Origin of the sequence: Sphingobium subterraneum (assembly GCF_014199435.1) — a bacterium.
Classification (GTDB): Bacteria; Pseudomonadota; Alphaproteobacteria; order Sphingomonadales; family Sphingomonadaceae; genus Sphingobium; species Sphingobium subterraneum.
In genome coordinates, this window is record NZ_JACIJP010000001.1 from 1,382,707 (window position 1) to 1,397,902 (window position 15,196).

At 64.1% G+C, this 15,196-nt stretch carries 17 protein-coding genes and 1 tRNA gene; 7 read left to right on the top strand and 11 right to left on the bottom strand.

Features of this window, described 5'->3' with window-relative positions:
* Positions 1 to 196: 196 nt before the first annotated feature.
* The 3 genes from FHS92_RS06675 to FHS92_RS06685 form a co-directional block, all read right to left on the bottom strand.
* Positions 197 to 1,351 (bottom strand): Gldg family protein, encoded by a 1,155-nt coding sequence (locus FHS92_RS06675; protein WP_184078596.1) that lies wholly within the window; start codon positions 1,349 to 1,351, stop codon positions 197 to 199.
* Between the two features lies 1 nt (position 1,352).
* Positions 1,353 to 1,676: a hypothetical protein gene (locus FHS92_RS06680; protein ID WP_184078598.1), complete on the bottom strand. Its 324-nt coding sequence runs from the start codon at positions 1,674 to 1,676 to the stop codon at positions 1,353 to 1,355.
* 63 nt (positions 1,677 to 1,739) lie between these two features.
* Positions 1,740 to 2,738 (bottom strand): cysteine synthase A, encoded by a 999-nt coding sequence (locus FHS92_RS06685; RefSeq protein WP_184078910.1) that lies wholly within the window; start codon positions 2,736 to 2,738, stop codon positions 1,740 to 1,742.
* Positions 2,739 to 2,909: 171 nt separating this feature from the next.
* Here FHS92_RS06685 and FHS92_RS06690 point away from each other — a divergent pair, with 171 nt between their 5' ends.
* Together FHS92_RS06690 and FHS92_RS06695 are read left to right on the top strand one after the other, a co-directional pair.
* On the top strand, positions 2,910 to 3,926 hold the full coding sequence (locus FHS92_RS06690) for a cell wall hydrolase (RefSeq protein WP_184078600.1): 1,017 nt from the start codon (positions 2,910 to 2,912) through the stop codon (positions 3,924 to 3,926).
* A gap of 300 nt (positions 3,927 to 4,226) precedes the next feature.
* Entirely contained in the window at positions 4,227 to 4,355 is a 129-nt protein-coding gene (locus tag FHS92_RS06695; protein ID WP_184078602.1) for an entericidin A/B family lipoprotein, read from the top strand.
* 31 nt (positions 4,356 to 4,386) lie between these two features.
* Here FHS92_RS06695 and tatC read toward each other — a convergent pair whose 3' ends face one another.
* The 8 genes from tatC to polA form a co-directional block, all read right to left on the bottom strand.
* Positions 4,387 to 5,160, bottom strand: coding sequence for a twin-arginine translocase subunit TatC (gene tatC, locus FHS92_RS06700; RefSeq protein WP_184078604.1), 774 nt, complete (start codon positions 5,158 to 5,160; stop codon positions 4,387 to 4,389).
* Positions 5,157 to 5,528, bottom strand: coding sequence for a twin-arginine translocase TatA/TatE family subunit (locus tag FHS92_RS18280; RefSeq protein ID WP_246351782.1), 372 nt, complete (start codon positions 5,526 to 5,528; stop codon positions 5,157 to 5,159). The genes tatC and FHS92_RS18280 overlap by 4 nt, the downstream gene beginning before the upstream one ends.
* A gap of 24 nt (positions 5,529 to 5,552) precedes the next feature.
* Entirely contained in the window at positions 5,553 to 5,792 is a 240-nt protein-coding gene (locus FHS92_RS06710; RefSeq protein WP_184078606.1) for a twin-arginine translocase TatA/TatE family subunit, read from the bottom strand.
* Between the two features lie 29 nt (positions 5,793 to 5,821).
* Positions 5,822 to 6,418: an SMC-Scp complex subunit ScpB gene (scpB, locus tag FHS92_RS06715; RefSeq protein ID WP_184078608.1), complete on the bottom strand. Its 597-nt coding sequence runs from the start codon at positions 6,416 to 6,418 to the stop codon at positions 5,822 to 5,824.
* A complete protein-coding gene (locus tag FHS92_RS06720) occupies positions 6,415 to 7,206 on the bottom strand; it encodes a segregation and condensation protein A (RefSeq protein ID WP_184078912.1) in 792 nt (263 codons plus the stop codon). Before FHS92_RS06720 ends, scpB begins: the two co-directional genes overlap by 4 nt.
* A gap of 18 nt (positions 7,207 to 7,224) precedes the next feature.
* Positions 7,225 to 8,235 (bottom strand): beta-N-acetylhexosaminidase, encoded by a 1,011-nt coding sequence (nagZ, locus tag FHS92_RS06725; RefSeq protein ID WP_184078610.1) that lies wholly within the window; start codon positions 8,233 to 8,235, stop codon positions 7,225 to 7,227.
* 63 nt (positions 8,236 to 8,298) lie between these two features.
* A complete protein-coding gene (locus tag FHS92_RS06730; RefSeq protein WP_184078612.1) occupies positions 8,299 to 8,724 on the bottom strand; it encodes a globin domain-containing protein in 426 nt (141 codons plus the stop codon).
* Positions 8,725 to 8,807: 83 nt separating this feature from the next.
* Positions 8,808 to 11,651, bottom strand: a complete 2,844-nt coding sequence (gene polA, locus FHS92_RS06735; protein ID WP_184078914.1) for a DNA polymerase I — start codon at positions 11,649 to 11,651, stop codon at positions 8,808 to 8,810.
* A 122-nt stretch (positions 11,652 to 11,773) separates the two neighbouring features.
* Between polA and FHS92_RS06740 the strand changes: the two genes are divergently transcribed.
* The 5 genes from FHS92_RS06740 to FHS92_RS06760 all read left to right on the top strand — a co-directional run bounded on the left by FHS92_RS06740 (position 11,774) and on the right by FHS92_RS06760 (position 14,907).
* Positions 11,774 to 12,760, top strand: a complete 987-nt coding sequence (locus tag FHS92_RS06740) for an agmatine deiminase family protein (protein ID WP_184078614.1) — start codon at positions 11,774 to 11,776, stop codon at positions 12,758 to 12,760.
* Positions 12,761 to 12,770: 10 nt separating this feature from the next.
* Positions 12,771 to 13,640, top strand: a complete 870-nt coding sequence (gene aguB, locus FHS92_RS06745; protein WP_184078616.1) for an N-carbamoylputrescine amidase — start codon at positions 12,771 to 12,773, stop codon at positions 13,638 to 13,640.
* Positions 13,641 to 14,162 (top strand): 2-amino-4-hydroxy-6-hydroxymethyldihydropteridine diphosphokinase, encoded by a 522-nt coding sequence (gene folK / locus FHS92_RS06750; protein WP_184078618.1) that lies wholly within the window; start codon positions 13,641 to 13,643, stop codon positions 14,160 to 14,162.
* Between the two features lie 20 nt (positions 14,163 to 14,182).
* Positions 14,183 to 14,258: transfer RNA gene (locus FHS92_RS06755), tRNA-Lys, on the top strand.
* A gap of 478 nt (positions 14,259 to 14,736) precedes the next feature.
* Positions 14,737 to 14,907: a hypothetical protein gene (locus tag FHS92_RS06760; protein WP_184078620.1), complete on the top strand. Its 171-nt coding sequence runs from the start codon at positions 14,737 to 14,739 to the stop codon at positions 14,905 to 14,907.
* Positions 14,908 to 15,196: the final 289 nt, after the last annotated feature.

The window sequence follows — 15,196 nt, forward strand, 5'->3', positions numbered from 1 at the left end:
AGTCAGCCCAACCCTGCGGTGCTTGAATCAGTGTGCCTGAACAGCCCCTTTCGACACCGCATGAGTATCAAGGGACAGGCTGGGATGGAAGGGGAAATTTTGGGACTAGACGGGAAAATCTGTGGCGGCGTGGAATTCCGCCAGTTTCAATTGAGATCGCACCATTGCTGTTTTTGTTTTGTACTCATGCCGAGCGTCATTTTTCCCGCATTCTCCATGATTTCCCGACTCGTTTCAGGGCGAATCCCAGTCCCACCCAGACGATCCCGACCACCAGCGCCGCCCGCAACCCGCTGCGCAAGCTTGCTTCGTCCCGGATCCGATTGCGCCGGGGCGGTGCGTCGCCAAGCGGCGCATCCAGCCAGTGATCGATAACCGCGACTGTGTCCGCGGCGGTGGCGGCAGGCTCCCTGGGATGACGGGCATCCGCGAGCCAAAGGCGATCGTCGATCATGTCGGCATCTGCGATCAGCCGCACCTGCCCGCCCCCGATACGGCAAGACGCCAGCAGGGCCCCCTCGGCGAGATTGCACAACGTCCCGGTGCGCGCGAAACGGGATGCACCCGCGACCATCAGCACGGCACCGCCCGGCAGCCTCCGGCGCTGGACCGGCTCGCCCGCCATCGTCGCGGGTTCCAGTCGCAACCCCCAATGCGCCAGCAGCGGATCGAGCAGGCTGGTCAACGGCGGCCTGCGCCGGTCGCCCAGCGGAAAGGCGCTCGGCCAGAGCAACAGCGGATCGGCAAGGATCACCAGTCTGCCGCCCGCCCGCACCCAATGGTCGAGCGCCACCAGTTCCTGTGGTGCCAGCGCGCGCGGCTGGACCAGCAGCAGACGGTCAACGCCGCTAAGTGCCGCGCCGTTGAGTTGATCGAGCGGAACCAGCCGGTGCCGGCTGGCGTGCACAAACGCCTGCCTGTCGGTTGGCGCGCCCACTGAGAAATCGGCAATGGGATCTTCCGTCCAGAACAGCGGTAGTGCGGTCACCACCGCCGCTGGCGACCGGTTCCCGACGGCATGCTCCGCGCCGCCCTGCGCCGCGCTGCCAACCGCGGCCTGACAGAGCGTCACGATCATCACCATCGCGCCGATCGCGGCCACGCCGAGCCACCACAAACGATCCCGCCCGCTCCGTCGCCAGAGCAGGATCGCAAGCGCCGCCAGCCCTACGAGAATACCCACCCACCAGCGCGCCGGAACGGCCTGCCCGGTCTCGACGACTCCTGCGGATGGAATGCCGAGAATCATCGCAAACGGCAAAAGGCCCGACAGCACGATCAGGACAAGCACCGCAAACGTCAGGAGGGCAGGCGTCGTGTCCCGTTTCCACGCCGACCAATTGTCCGGCATGTCAGCGTTGTTGCTGTTGCGGCGTCGTCTGGTCCATGCGCGTACGCAGCTTGGGATCGGGACGCAGATCCTCGACCACCGACGCGGAGGGTTCCGAAACGGGCGTTACGCCCAGTTCGGCCAGCGGTTCGTTACGCTGAGCAGAAGCATTGGTAGCGTCCGTAGCATTGGCAGGGACCACGGTCGTGAGCGAGGACGCATCCTCGTTCCGCACCTTTTCCACCACGATATTGACCAGCCCGACCATCAGCAGAATGCCAGCAAGGCCCGTCAGGCCAACCTGAACCCTTTGCATTTCTTCCTTACGACGCGCCGTATCGGGCATGGGCAACTTCTCATCCGGGCCATGGGCAAGCCAACAGCTCACCGCTCGAAACTGGCCGACTGTCTATGCCGCCTTGTGCGCCAGCCAGGGGAACACCGTCAAGCCCTTGGATTCAAGCCATTCGGCATTGTAGAGTGTGGAGAGGTAGCGGAAGCCCGTATCGCACAGAATCGTGACGATCCGTTTGCCCGGCCCCAGTCGCTTGCCCAGCGCCACCGCGCCCGCGACGTTGATGCCGCTCGACAGGCCCAGACACAGCCCTTCCTCGGCGAGCAGGCGACGCACCCACTCGAGGCCTTCCTCGTCGGAAATGCGGAATTGCGTATCGATCGGCGCGCCTTCAAGATTGCCGGTAATGCGGCCCTGGCCGATGCCCTCGGCCACCGAAGTGCCCTCCGCCTTCAGCTCGCCATGCGCATAATAATTGTAGAGCGCCGCGCCATAGGGATCCGCCAGGCCAATGGTGATCGCCTCATCCTTGCTTTTCAGCCCCAGCCCGACACCCGCGATCGTGCCGCCGGTTCCGGCTGCGCAGACAAATCCATCGATCCGCCCGTCCATCTGGGTCCAGATTTCCTCGGCCGTGCCGACGATATGCGCGCGACGGTTGGCGATATTGTCAAACTGGTTGGCCCAGATCGCCCCTTCCGTCTCCTCGGCGATGCGGCGGGACGTGTGAACGAAATGGCCAGGGTTGGAATAGGGTGCCGCCGGAACCAGCACCAGCTCCGCGCCCAACGCACGCAGCGTGTCCATCTTTTCCTTGCTCTGGGTCTCGGGCATGACGATGATCGTCTTGTACCCGCGTGCATTGGCGACCAGCGCCAGACCGATGCCGGTATTGCCTGCCGTTCCTTCGACGATGGTGCCGCCGGGCTTCAGAAGCCCCTTTTCTTCGGCATCGCGTACGATGAACAACGCGGCGCGATCCTTGACCGAAGCACCCGGATTGGCGAACTCGCACTTGCCGTAGATGTCGCAGCCGCTGGCATGCGAGGGGCCGGAAAGCCGAACCAGCGGAGTGTTGCCTATGAGCGCGAGCGTGTCGGAAATCACCATCATGTCCTGCACATAGCGCGAGGGGCGGAAACTGCCAAGCAAGCGAAAGCTCGCCCGCTGAAACACGGATTTGTGGAACCTGCCGCCCGCATGGTTAATGTCTCGCAGCGGGACAGGGCGGATTCTCGGGCGGCATTTAGCCAAAACTTATGATATTTCGCGCATGCGAAAACCATGGAACCGGCACGCTCCCTTTCTTTCCGCCCTACGGCACGCACGCGAAGCTTCGCGTCGGCGCGCTTTGGCTGGCGGTGGGCGCTCGTTCTGGCAGTCCTGTTGCTGATTGCCGCCCCGCGTTTCTGGCCCTCCGCCTCGGCCCATCTGTTCTTCGCGCTCGACAGCGTGACGGAAGAGCGAAACGCTTCCTCGCAACCGCTGGAAACGGCCGGACAAAATTTTCCCGGTTCGGCGTTCTTCTTTGCCGAAGGGGCGTTTTCCCCGATTGGGAGGCCGGACATCCGGTCCGCACCGTCCGCTGTGCCGCATGTCCTGCAACTGTCCCGCACCACAGAAGCGCCTCCTTTTGCGATGGCCGGACTGAGCGCACTCGACCGCTATCGTGCGCTCGCGTGCCTGACGTCCGCCATTTATTACGAAGCGGCCAATGAGCCCGACGAAGGCCAGCGCGCGGTTGCGCAGGTCATTCTCAACCGGGTGCGCCATCCCGCCTGGCCCAACAGCGTGTGCGGCGTCGTCTATCAGGGGTCGGAGCGCGTCGACCAGCGTTGCCAGTTCACGTTCAGCTGTGATGGATCGGTCATGCGCTTTCCGATGGGCGCGAAATGGGCACGGGCGCAGCGCGTGGCCGCTGACGCGCTCGCGGGACGGCGCTTCGCACCGGTGGGTCTTGCGACCTTTTACCACACGCTCGCAGTCCACCCGGCATGGGCCAATCAGCTCGATCCGGTGGCGGTCGTCGGCGCGCATATCTTTTACGCGATGCGCGGCGCGGATGGGCGGGAAGCGCGCTTTACCGATACCTATGCCGGCCGCGAGCCTGCCCCCGGCCCCGCACCGCGCGTAGCAACGGCTCTACAAACGCCCTTCCCCGCCACGAACGACACGGTCCTGCCGCAAAACCCCGCGATGGTTTCCCTCCCTCCCGCCCCCCAGACAAGCCCCGAAGAAACCGGCCTGCCCGAATCGACGATTCGCGCCGAATATCGCAACACGGGCCGCCCGCTCTTCTAAAAATTGCCTGTTTTCCGTGGGTTTCCCGGAAAATTCATGTGCACGCATTTTTTTTGAAAAGTGCCGGAACCAACATTCGCCATGCCCGTTTTATTCTTCGGATGGCGACCCTTTGCCCCCCGCTATCGCCGTCCAAAATATGAGCCCGGAACGCCTTCTCCCCCCACCCGCGTTCCGGGCTCAACACGTTTCGGGGCCTTTCCATGTCCTACGCACCGCTCGGGAACGAAGCCGGAGCTGCCGGGTTATCCCCGTGACCGCTATCGGTCGCGCTATTGCTCCATCAGGAAGGTTATCATCATGACCCGCAAACTTATCGCCGCATTCATTCTGACGTCGTCGCTGGCTCTCGCGGCCTGCAACACGGTCGAAGGCGCAGGCAAGGACGTCAAGAGCGCCGGATCCGCCGTGGAAAAGGCCGCCAACTAAGCGTTATGGGACGGAAGGTCCGCCTTCCGTCCTACTTTACCGCCTCGATCGCCCGTGACGCCTTTTCCCTGCGCTCGGTGAACCAGATGACGACCAGAGTCATCTCGTAAAGCAGAATGAGCGGGATCGCGAGCATGAGCTGTGACACGACGTCAGGCGGAGTCAGCACAGCCGCAACGATGAACGCCGCGACGATCATGTATCGCCGCATCCCCAGCAGTTGTGTGCGGCTGACCAACCCGGCCCGATTGAGCAGCATCAGCAGCACCGGCATCAAAAAGCTGATCCCGAACGCCAGGATGAACTGCATCACCAGCGAGAGATAGGCATCGGTGCTGGGCAGTGCCTCGACCTGAAGGCCGCTGCTGTTCCCCTGAAATTTCAGGAAAAAGTGGAATGCGGTTGGCATTACCACATAATAGGCAAGCGCCGCCCCCGAGATGAACAGCACCGGTGTCGCCAACAGAAAGGGCAACAGCGCCTTCTTTTCCTTGGCATAAAGGCCCGGTGCAACGAACGCCCAGAGCTGGTTCGCGATAATCGGGAAGGACAGGAAGAAGCCGCCGAACAGCGCGATTTTCACCTGCACGAAAAATGCTTCGTATAATTTGGTGTAGACCAGCCGCCCGCCCTCAGGCCCAAACGCTTCCTTGAGCGGCTGTACGAGAAACGCGAACAGCTTGTCCGAAAAATAAAAACAGACCGCAAAACAGATCAGCAGCGCGACAATGCTTTTCAGCAACCGCCCGCGCAGTTCGATCAGATGTTCGAGCAAGGGCGCCTTGCTCTCATCAATGTCCATCATGCCGGGTCGCCCTTTGGCGCGATCGCGGCAGCGGAAGACGCGCTCGCCGTGCCGTCAGCCATGGCGGTCATCGCACTGTCTGCCTCTTCAACCGCGGCGGAGGATGCCGGAGCAGGCGCATCAAGCGATTCCATGGGATGTTCGCCCATGATCCGGCGATTATCGGCCGCCCATTTCTTTTCCAGCTCTTCCAGTTCCACTTCCCGGACCATCGCGTCGATGCCGCTGCGGAAATGGCGGGACATCGCCCGCGCTTTCCCCATCACCTGCCCGACCTTGTACAGCACGCGGGGCAGGTCTTTCGGGCCGATCACGACAATCGCCACGATGGCGATCACCAGAAATTCGCCGGAATCCAGTCCAAACATCAATACGCCTGACTAATTCGGGATTCAGCCCTGTTTCTGTTCATCCCGTACCGAGCTCGCTGCGCCATCGACGGGCGCCGCCTGGCCTTCAATGCGTGACGCCGGACGCGCGGGGGGGATATCCTCGTCCTCCGCCATGCCCTTCTTGAAGCTCTTGATACCCTTGGCGACATCGCCCATCAGATCGGAAAAACGGCCCTTGCCGAACAACAGCATCACTACAATGCCAACGACCAGCCAATGCCAGATGCTAAGGCCACCCATGTCAAAATCTCCTTGCGTGAAGCCTCTATCTAGGCTTCTTCAGGATCGTTTTCCAGCGTCGAATTTCCCATAAGGTCTTCCAGCGCCAGATCGACCGGATCCAGCAGCCCAGCCGCACGCAAATCCTCGATTCCGGGCAGGTCACGGCGGCTCGCCAACCCAAAATGGGTCAGGAAATCCGATGTGGTGGCGTAAATGAGTGGCCGCCCCGGTACCTCGCGCCGCCCGGCCGGGCGAATCCACCCGGCCTGCATCAGGACGTCGAGTGTTCCCTTCGCCACCTGCACGCCCCGGATCGCCTCGATCTCGGCACGGCTGACGGGCTCATGATAGGCGACGATCGCCAGCGTCTCCATGCCCGCGCGGGACAGCTTGCGGGGTTCATCCTTCTCGCGCCTCAGGATATAGGCCAGGTCCGGCGCGGTCTGGAAATGCCAGCGCCCACCGCGCTCGACCAGATTGACGCCCCGCCCGGCATAATCCTCCGCCAGCCGGGTTAACGCGGCGATGATGTCACCCCCTTCGCCCACATGCCCGCGCAGTTCGGTGGTGCTGATCGGCTCGGCGCTGGCGAAAACCGCCGCTTCGACGGCACGCAGGAAATCGTCCGGCTCTTCCACGCTCATGCACGCGCCTCCACCGGACGCAGATAGAGCGGCGCGAACGCCTCCTCCTGGCGGATCTGCACCCGCCCCTGCCGCGCCAGTTCGAGCGCCGCGACAAAGCTGCTGGCGAGCGCCGAGCGCCCAAGCGCGCCAGACAGGCCATCGGGCAGAAACGCCTCCAGCCTTGTCCAGTCGAGATGCTGGCCGATAAGGCGACCGACCCGCTCAATCGCATCGTCCAGGGTCATCACCGGGCGGCGTGCGACGAAGTGCACCGCCGGCTGGGTACGCGCTTTCACCTGTCCATAGGCGGCGATCAGATCAAACAGACCGGCCTGCCAGACCATCTGCTTTTCGGTGCGCAGACCCTCCGGTGTGGGGCGCACGAACACGTCACGCCCCACCCGGTCGCGGGCCATCAGCCGCGCGCTTGCGTCGCGCATGGCGTGAAGACGCTGAAGGCGCAGTTGCAGACGCAGGGCCAGTTCTTCGGGCGAGGGCTGTTCCTGCTCGGCGCGCGGCAGCAGCAGCGCCGATTTGAGATAAGCGAGCCACGCCGCCATGACGAGATAGTCGGCGGCAAGTTCGAGCTTCATCGCCCGGGCGCCCTCGATAAAGCCGAGATATTGCTCGACCAGCGCCAGAATGGAGATTTCGCGCAGGTCGACTTTCTGGCTGCGCGCCAAAGTGAGCAGCAGGTCGAGTGGCCCTTCCCAGCTGTCAAAGCTGACCGTCAGGACATCTGCCGACGCGCGGGCGGCGTTCAGGTGATCGGGCGGGAAGAGTTCCGTCTCGAACTCCGCGATCATGTCCCCCGTTGCCATCGTTCAGGCCATCACGCCCAGCAGCGCATCGCGCCGCGCGATTAGGCTGTCGAGTGGCTCCGGGTCCGGTGCATCCGAGAGCGTTGCCATCGCCCGGTCGAGCCGTGCGAGGGATACCGCACCGATCTCCGGCAGCGCGTCGGCGATGCCGACCATCTCGTCCATCCGTCCCCAGCAATTGAGCGCAATGTCGCATCCCGCCGCGACGACTCCCGCCGCCAGCGTGGGGATGTCGCCCTGTAGCGCCTTCATGTCGAGATCATCGGACATCAGAAGGCCGTCGAAACCGATCCGCCCGCGGATGATCTCCTCGATCACGACCGGGGAGAGGCTCGCGGGACGTTCCGCATCCCACGCGGTATACACGATATGCGCGGTCATCCCCATCGGCGCGTCGTTCAGCGCGCGGAACGGGGCAATGTCCGCTTCCAGTTCGCCCTCATTCGCGGTGACGGTGGGCAGTTCCAGATGGCTGTCGACGCTCGCGCGGCCATGGCCCGGCATATGCTTGACGATGCCGACCACGCCGCCGCGCCGCAGTCCATGGATCGTCGCCCGGCCCAGCGCCGCAACGCGCATCGGTTCCGCGCCCAGGGTGCGGTCGCCCATGATGTCGCTCGCGCCGTCCTGCCGCACATCGAGCAGCGGGAGCGCATCGACATTGATGCCCACCTCGCGCAGCGTCGCGGCGATCGCCTGCGCATTGGCGCGGCACGCCTCGATCGCGCTGGCGGGTGCGAGATCGTAGAGGCGGTCGAACTGCATGGGTGCGGGGAACGCGGGCCAGACCGGCGGCTGCATCCGGGCGACGCGGCCGCCTTCCTGGTCGACCATGATGAGCAGATCGTCCCGCCCGTGCAGCGCGCGCAGATCGTCGGTCAGCGCGCGCAATTGCTCCCGCTCGACGATGTTGCGCTTGAACAGGATATAGCCCGCCGGGTCGCTGTCCGCGAAGAACGCGCGCTCATCGGCGTTGAGGCGCTCCCCGGCCAGACCGAAGATAACGGGCTTCATCGGCGAAGATCTTGGATGCTGGACATGCGCCAACCTAACGCGGGCTGGGGCGCGGTTAAAGACCTAATCCACCACCGCCAGATGGGGCGCTGCGTTGCGCGGATCGCCCTCCCGATTGATCATCGCCTGCGCCATATGCCCCAGGCGCTCGGCCATAGCCTGCCCCAGTTCGCGGTCGACGCCGGGTTGCCCGGCGATCGCGCGGGCCATGGCATCCGCCCACTGCGCGGCGACTTCAACCGGAATCGGGAAGCGCCGATGCAGCGACATCACGCACAGCCCGCGCTCGAACCAGTCGCGTGGCCCCCCGAGCCAGGCGTTGAGGAACAGCTTCAGGCCATGGCTTGCGGAGGAAAGATCCGCCGCATGCAGCGCGCGCAGATCGGCATAAGCCGGGTCGCTGTCCATCAGCGCGTAGAAGCGATCGACGATTCCCGCCACCGCTGCGTTGCCCCCCAGCCGCTCGAACGGCGTCTGTGCCTTTTCCATCCGATCCTCCGCCAACATCCGGATGGCAGAGATGCCTATTGCGAGAGGACGCGTCCTTGATGCGGATCAAATGGTGCGCGGAGTTAGTGCGCGGCGCCCCAGCTCTTGCCCGTGCCTACCTCGACGGCCAGCGGCACGCTGATGGTGACGAGCGGGCTGGCCGCATTTTCCATCACCTCGCGGATGACCGCACCGGCCGCTTCGGCATCGGCTTCGGGCACCTCGAACACCAGTTCGTCATGCACCTGGAGCAGCATCCGGGTCTCGGCCAGCCCCGCGCGCTCCAGCGCCGGACCCATCCGCGCCATCGCCCGCTTGATGATGTCGGCGCTCGTCCCCTGAATCGGCGCGTTAATCGCGGCGCGCTCAGCCCCCTGCCGCTCGTGCTGGATCGCCGCCTTGATGCGCGGGAACCACGTCTTGCGCCCGAATAAAGTCTGCGTGAAGCCGGTCGCCCGCGCCTTTTCCAGCGTGTCGCCGATATAGACGCCGATGCCCGGAAACCGGTCGTAATAGCGCGCGATCATGTCCTGCGCCTCGTCGGGAGTGATCTCCAGCCGGGCCGCGAGACCCCAGCGCGATATGCCGTAGAGGATCGCGAAGTTGATCGTTTTCGCCCGACCACGCGTCTCGCGATCCACCCGGCCGAACAGTTCCTGCGCGGTGGCGGCGTGAATGTCCTCCCCGGCAAGAAACGCTTCCTTGAGGGCAGGAACGTCCGCCATATGCGCGGCAAGCCGAAGCTCGATCTGGCTGTAGTCGGCGGCGAGCAGCAGCTTGCCCTCCTCGGCGATGAACGCGTCGCGGATCTGCCGCCCGATCTCGGTACGGATGGGAATATTCTGGAGATTGGGATCGGTCGAGGACAGGCGCCCGGTCTGCGCGCCGGTCAGGCTGTAGCTGGTGTGAACCCGCCCCGTCGCCGGGTTGATCTGCGCCTGCAGGGCGTCGGTATAGGTCGACTTCAGCTTCGAAAACTGCCGCCATTCGAGCACCTTGCCGGAAATCTCGGACCCTTCGGCCTTCAGCTTTTCCAGGATCGTGACGTCGGTGGAATAGCCTCCGGCCTTGCCCTTCTTGCCGCCCTTGTGGCCCAGCTTGTCGAACAGGATTTCGCCCAATTGCTTGGGACTGCCGATCGAGAAAGGCTGGCCCGCATACTCGTGGATTTCCTTTTCGAGCGCGAGGATGCCGTCGGCGAACTCGCCTGACAGTCGGGAGAGATAATCCCGGTCCACCTTGATGCCGGTCCGCTCCATGGCGGCGATCACCGGCACGAGCGGGCGATCGACCAGCTCATAGACGCGCGTCACCCCTTCGGCGTGCAGCCGTGGCTTGAACCGGTGCCACAGGCGCAGGGTCACCTCGGCGTCCTCGGCGGCATATTCGGTGGCGCGGTCGAGCGGCACTTCGGCGAAGCTGATCGCCTTCTTGCCCGTCCCCGCGACATCCTTGAAGCCGATGCACGCATGGTCGAGATGCGCGCGCGCCGCCTCGTCCATGCCATGCCCCGCGAGGCCCTTGCCCGCTTCCAGATCGAAACTCATCAGGATCGTGTCGTCGAACGGCGCGATGCGCAGCCCGCCGATGCCCGCGGCCGCGCGGTCCAGCACGTTGAGATCATATTTGAGATTATGCCCGATCTTGAGCACGCCCTCATCCTCCAGCAACGGCTTCAACCGCGCGAGCGTCCAGCCCGCGTCCAGTTGATCCGGCTTCTCGGCGAACATGTCCGTCCCGCCGTGGGCGAGCGGGATGTAGCAGGCCCGGCCCGGCCCGGTCGACAGGCTGATCCCCACCAGCCGCGCGGTAATGGAATCGAGCGCGTCGGTCTCGGTGTCGATCGCGACGATCCCTTCTGCGCGCGCTTCGGCAATCCAGCGATCGAGCGCGTCTTCGCTCGTGACGGTTTCGTAAAGGCTGCGGTCAATCGGCGGCATCGCCATGAAACCCGGCGCGGGATCGGCCTTGGGCGCACCCCCCTCCTCGGTCCCGGCGAGCTTCATCTGCACGCGGGGCGCGTTGGGGCTGGTCATCGCACCCCCTGCCCCGGCCGACGATCCATCCAGCCGCGTCAGCAGCGAGTTGAACCCGTGATAGGTCAGAAATTCCCGCAGCGGCTCGGGCGGGATCGCGCCCAGCACCAGATCGTCGAGCGGATCGGGCAACGGGACTTCGCGATGCAGCTCCACCAGTTGCCGCGACAGCCGCGCCATCCCTTCATGCTCGATCAGATTGTCGCGCATCTTGGATGGCTTCATAGCCGGGGCGGCCGCGAGTACGGCATCGAGCGTGCCATATTCGGTGATGAGCTTCGCTGCCGTTTTCGGCCCGATGCCCGGAACGCCCGGCACATTGTCCACGCTGTCGCCCATCAGCGCGAGCACATCGCCCAGCTTGTCTGGATCGACGCCGAACTTGTCCTGCACATAGCCGGGACCGCGCCGCTCGTTCTTCATCGTGTCGAGCATGTCGACGCCCGGCTGAATGAGCTGCGCGAGATCCTTGTCCGACGATACAATGGTGACGTGCCAGCCGCGCTTGACCGCCTCGACCGTATAGCTGGCGATGATGTCGTCCGCCTCGAACCCTTCTTCCTCGATGCAGGGCAAAGAGAAGGCGCGCGTCGCGTCACGGATCATCGGGAACTGGGGGATCAGGTCTTCGGGTGCGGGCGGGCGGTTCGCCTTATACTGGTCGTACAGATCGTTGCGGAACGTCTTGCTCGACTTGTCGAAGATCACCGCGAGATGCGTCGGCCCGTCCGCGTGGTGCAGATCGGCCGCGAGTTTCCACAGCATCGCCGTATAGCCATAGACCGCCCCGGCGGGCTGGCCGTGCCGGTTCGTGAGCGGCGGCAGCTGGTGATAGGCACGGAAAATATAGCCGCTGCCATCGACGAGGTAGAGATGATTCTGTTCCGACATGGCAGCGGAATAGCGCAGCCACGCCCGCCTGCCAAATGAAGCGGTCACGGGCCGAGCCGCATTGGCTTTTGCCCCGCCTGCCGTTAAAGGCCGCGCATCCCGCTGATCAAGGAATCTGGCCCATGACCCTGCATATGCCCGCCGAATGGGCGCTTCATGAATGGGTGTGGATCGGCTTTCCGTCCAATCCGGCGGAATGGCACGCCCCCTTTGCCGATGCGCAGCGGCAGATCGCCGCCTTCGCCAACGCCATCCATGCCGGGGGCGCGGGCGAACCGGTGCGCCTGATCGTCGGCGATGCCGCCAATGCCGACATCGCGCGCGCGCTGGTGGAACCGGGCGTCGACGTCATCGTCGAGCCGATTGGCGATGTCTGGCTGCGCGATACCGGTCCGATCTGCGTCATCCGCCCGGATGGCAGCCGCGCGCTGGTCGATTTTGGCTTCAACGGCTGGGGCGGCAAATATGTGATGGCGGGCGACGAGGATATCGGCGCGCGTCTGGCTGCAGGAACCGGCCTCCCGACCGCCACCGCGCCGTGGATCTTCGAGGGCGGCGCGGTCGATACGGACGGCACCGGCCTCTTCGTCACGACCGAGCAGTGCCTGCTCAACCCCAACCGCAACCCCGCGCTCGACCGGGGGCAGATCGAGACGCTGCTCGCCGGGTCACTCGGCCTGTCCGACATGCTGTGGCTGGGCGAGGGTCTGGTCAACGACCATACCGACGGCCATGTCGACAACCTCGCCCGCTTTGTCGCGCCCGGCGTCATCGCCATTCCCCAAGCGACCACCGACGATGATCCCCATGCGGCGATCTATGCCGACGCCACCGCGCGGGCCAAAGCGCATGGCCTCACCGTCGCGCCGATGCCTTCGCCCGGCCGGATGCTGATGGATGGCGAAGTGGTGCCGGCATCCTACATGAACTTCTATATCGGCAATGCCGCTGTCGTCGTCCCGGTCTATGGCGCGGCGAACGACGATGCCGCGCTCGACGCGCTGCACCCCTTCTTTCCCGGACGCGCCCTTGTCGGCCTGCGCAGCGATGCTATCTTGAGCGGCGGCGGGAGCTTCCACTGCACCAGCCAGCAGATGCCAGCCGCCTAGGAAAGCCCCGATGACCAAAGCCACCGTCGCCGCCCTGCAACTCGCCCTGACCGACGATATCGATGAGAATATCGCGCGGGTGAGCGGGCACATCCGCAAGGCTGCGGTGCGCGGCGCGAAGATCATCCTGCCGCCCGAACTGTTTGAGGGTCATTATTTCTGCGTCACGGAAGAAGAGGAAAAATTCGCCCGGGCCCGCCCGCTGGCCGATCACCCCGCTGTGCTCGCCATGCAGGCGCTCGCCGCCGAGTTGCAGGTCTATATCCCCACGAGCTTCTTCGAACGCGACGGCCAGCATCATTACAACAGCCTCGCGATGATCGACGATACCGGCGCGATCATGGGCACCTACCGCAAGAGCCACATTCCCGACGGGCCGGGCTATGAGGAGAAATATTTTTTCCGCCCCGGCAACACGGGGTTCCGTGTGTGGGAGACGAAATATGGCACGATCGGCGTCGGCATCTGCTGGGACCAGTGGTACCCGGAAACGGCCCGTATCATGGCGCTGATGGGCGCGGAAATGCTGCTCTTCCCGACCGCGATCGGATCGGAACCCTATGACACCGATCTCGACACCAGCAAGATGTGGCGGCGGGCGATGCTCGGCCATGCGGTCAGCAACTGCATGCCGGTGATCGCCGCCAACCGCATCGGCACGGAACGCGCGAGCGAGGACAGCCCGAACGAAGCAACCTTTTACGGTCACAGTTTCATCTGCGACGAATGGGGCGAATTCGTCGCCGAGGTCGAGGATTGGCAGACCGGCGCCCTCGTCGCCACGCTCGATCTGGACCGTGCCCGGCGGCACCGCGCGGGCATGGGTTTCTTCCGCGACCGCCGCCCGGATCTCTACGGCCGCCTGGTGCAGGACATCTGATTGGGCGCGGCGGCGAACCCGTTCCTCTACGCTCTCGGCATTGGCTCCAATCAGGCGCGCTCGGCCCGGCTCACTCCGCGCGCCATGGTGAACGCGGCTCTTGCCGATCTGGCGCAGCCGCCTTTTTCCCTGATCGCGCGATCGACGATTATCAACACCGCGCCGCTTGGCCCCTCGCTGCGCCGCTACGCCAACGCCGCCGCGCTGGTCGCCACCGATCTGCCTCCGCCCGCCGTGCTCGCTGCGCTTAAATCCATGGAACGCGCCGCGGGCCGCCGCCAGGGGAGACGATGGGCTGCGCGCCCGCTCGACCTTGACATTCTGCTGTGGAGCGGCGGGCGGGTGGACGGCCGCAGCCTGACAATCCCCCACCCTGCCTTTCGGAGCCGCGATTTCGTGCTGCGCCCCCTGCAACAGGTCGCCCCCCGCTGGCGCGACCCGATCACCGCCCTTACCACCCGTCACCTCCACGCCCGTGCGAAAAAGCCAAAGCCGGTTGACCGCAGCGCGCCACGCCACTAGGGCCACCCATACCCGCTTCCGGGCCCTTAGCTCAGTCGGTAGAGCAACTGACTTTTAATCAGTAGGTCGCTGGTTCGAATCCAGCAGGGCTCACCATATTTCAATGAGTTAGCATTGTATTTTTATGTTGGTTTGGCGGTGGTGTCCAACAAGTGTCCGTCGGACGTGCGTTGACTTCCTCTTGTTTTGCCTCCCTTCTCTCTTTATCGACCAACCTGATTGAGCTGACCTAATACACTGTTGCCATCAGCGTAGTCGCGACATTGCCCGCTTCCATGTCCGTTCATCCGGCCATGGCAATTCCAAATCACCTTGTCGAGCTGGGGTCAGTTCCAATCATAGGGGTCTGACCTTCACACGCTTTTGTGAACGGCAAATGTGGCACCAGAAGCGATTGCGGGCCGCAACCAGGCCATCATCCCAGCCGCGCCGCTCAAAGTGCCACCAGAGGCCGTGCGGCTCAAACTTGACGCTATGCCCGCACCGGGATACCGGCTTGATCGACTGGTGAAAGGTGGCGGCGTCAGAATGGAGGTTGCCACCATGATCCCGTCGCCTTCTAACGGCGTGCGCGTTGGCGGCGATGCTGGGCTCGACGAATTTGTTGGCGCACATGCAGGAGGATGCGCTGACCAAACCCATTATCGGTTCCAGAACGGAAGAATGCATTCCAGCTTGCGTGAAGCACAGCGGCAAGCAGTACGAGGAGGCCGATACCGAGCGTCATGGCGATTATCCGCCTTAACGTCGCGAATGGCTCCCAGCCAGCGTCGCCCCCCCGATAACACCACGAACGGAAGGCAGATTCGGACGATCAGCGTCCGGCGCGGGAACGGCAGCTAAATTGGCTAACGGGTATGCTTGTGTCGCGAACCGTCATTCAGGTCGTTGGCTCCCGGCAGCGGACACCCATGTCGCTGTCGAGAACATGACCACGCTTAACAGGCTGCGGAAAAAGGCTTCCGTTTTTGGTCGATAGGTGATTCAGATTTTCCAGCGGGATTGGTGCTGGGGATGGCGATGCGCGGTTCAGA

Coding starts and splice junctions, on each gene's coding strand:
- FHS92_RS06675 (WP_184078596.1), bottom strand. CDS start 1,351: ATGCCGGACAATTGGTCGGCGTGGAAACGGGACACGACGCCTGCCCTC.
- FHS92_RS06680 (WP_184078598.1), bottom strand. CDS start 1,676: ATGCCCGATACGGCGCGTCGTAAGGAAGAAATGCAAAGGGTTCAGGTT.
- FHS92_RS06685 (WP_184078910.1), bottom strand. CDS start 2,738: ATGATGGTGATTTCCGACACGCTCGCGCTCATAGGCAACACTCCGCTG.
- FHS92_RS06690 (WP_184078600.1), top strand. CDS start 2,910: ATGGAACCGGCACGCTCCCTTTCTTTCCGCCCTACGGCACGCACGCGA.
- FHS92_RS06695 (WP_184078602.1), top strand. CDS start 4,227: ATGACCCGCAAACTTATCGCCGCATTCATTCTGACGTCGTCGCTGGCT.
- tatC (WP_184078604.1), bottom strand. CDS start 5,160: ATGATGGACATTGATGAGAGCAAGGCGCCCTTGCTCGAACATCTGATC.
- FHS92_RS18280 (WP_246351782.1), bottom strand. CDS start 5,528: ATGTTTGGACTGGATTCCGGCGAATTTCTGGTGATCGCCATCGTGGCG.
- FHS92_RS06710 (WP_184078606.1), bottom strand. CDS start 5,792: ATGGGTGGCCTTAGCATCTGGCATTGGCTGGTCGTTGGCATTGTAGTG.
- scpB (WP_184078608.1), bottom strand. CDS start 6,418: ATGAGCGTGGAAGAGCCGGACGATTTCCTGCGTGCCGTCGAAGCGGCG.
- FHS92_RS06720 (WP_184078912.1), bottom strand. CDS start 7,206: ATGATCGCGGAGTTCGAGACGGAACTCTTCCCGCCCGATCACCTGAAC.
- nagZ (WP_184078610.1), bottom strand. CDS start 8,235: ATGAAGCCCGTTATCTTCGGTCTGGCCGGGGAGCGCCTCAACGCCGAT.
- FHS92_RS06730 (WP_184078612.1), bottom strand. CDS start 8,724: ATGGAAAAGGCACAGACGCCGTTCGAGCGGCTGGGGGGCAACGCAGCG.
- polA (WP_184078914.1), bottom strand. CDS start 11,651: ATGTCGGAACAGAATCATCTCTACCTCGTCGATGGCAGCGGCTATATT.
- FHS92_RS06740 (WP_184078614.1), top strand. CDS start 11,774: ATGACCCTGCATATGCCCGCCGAATGGGCGCTTCATGAATGGGTGTGG.
- aguB (WP_184078616.1), top strand. CDS start 12,771: ATGACCAAAGCCACCGTCGCCGCCCTGCAACTCGCCCTGACCGACGAT.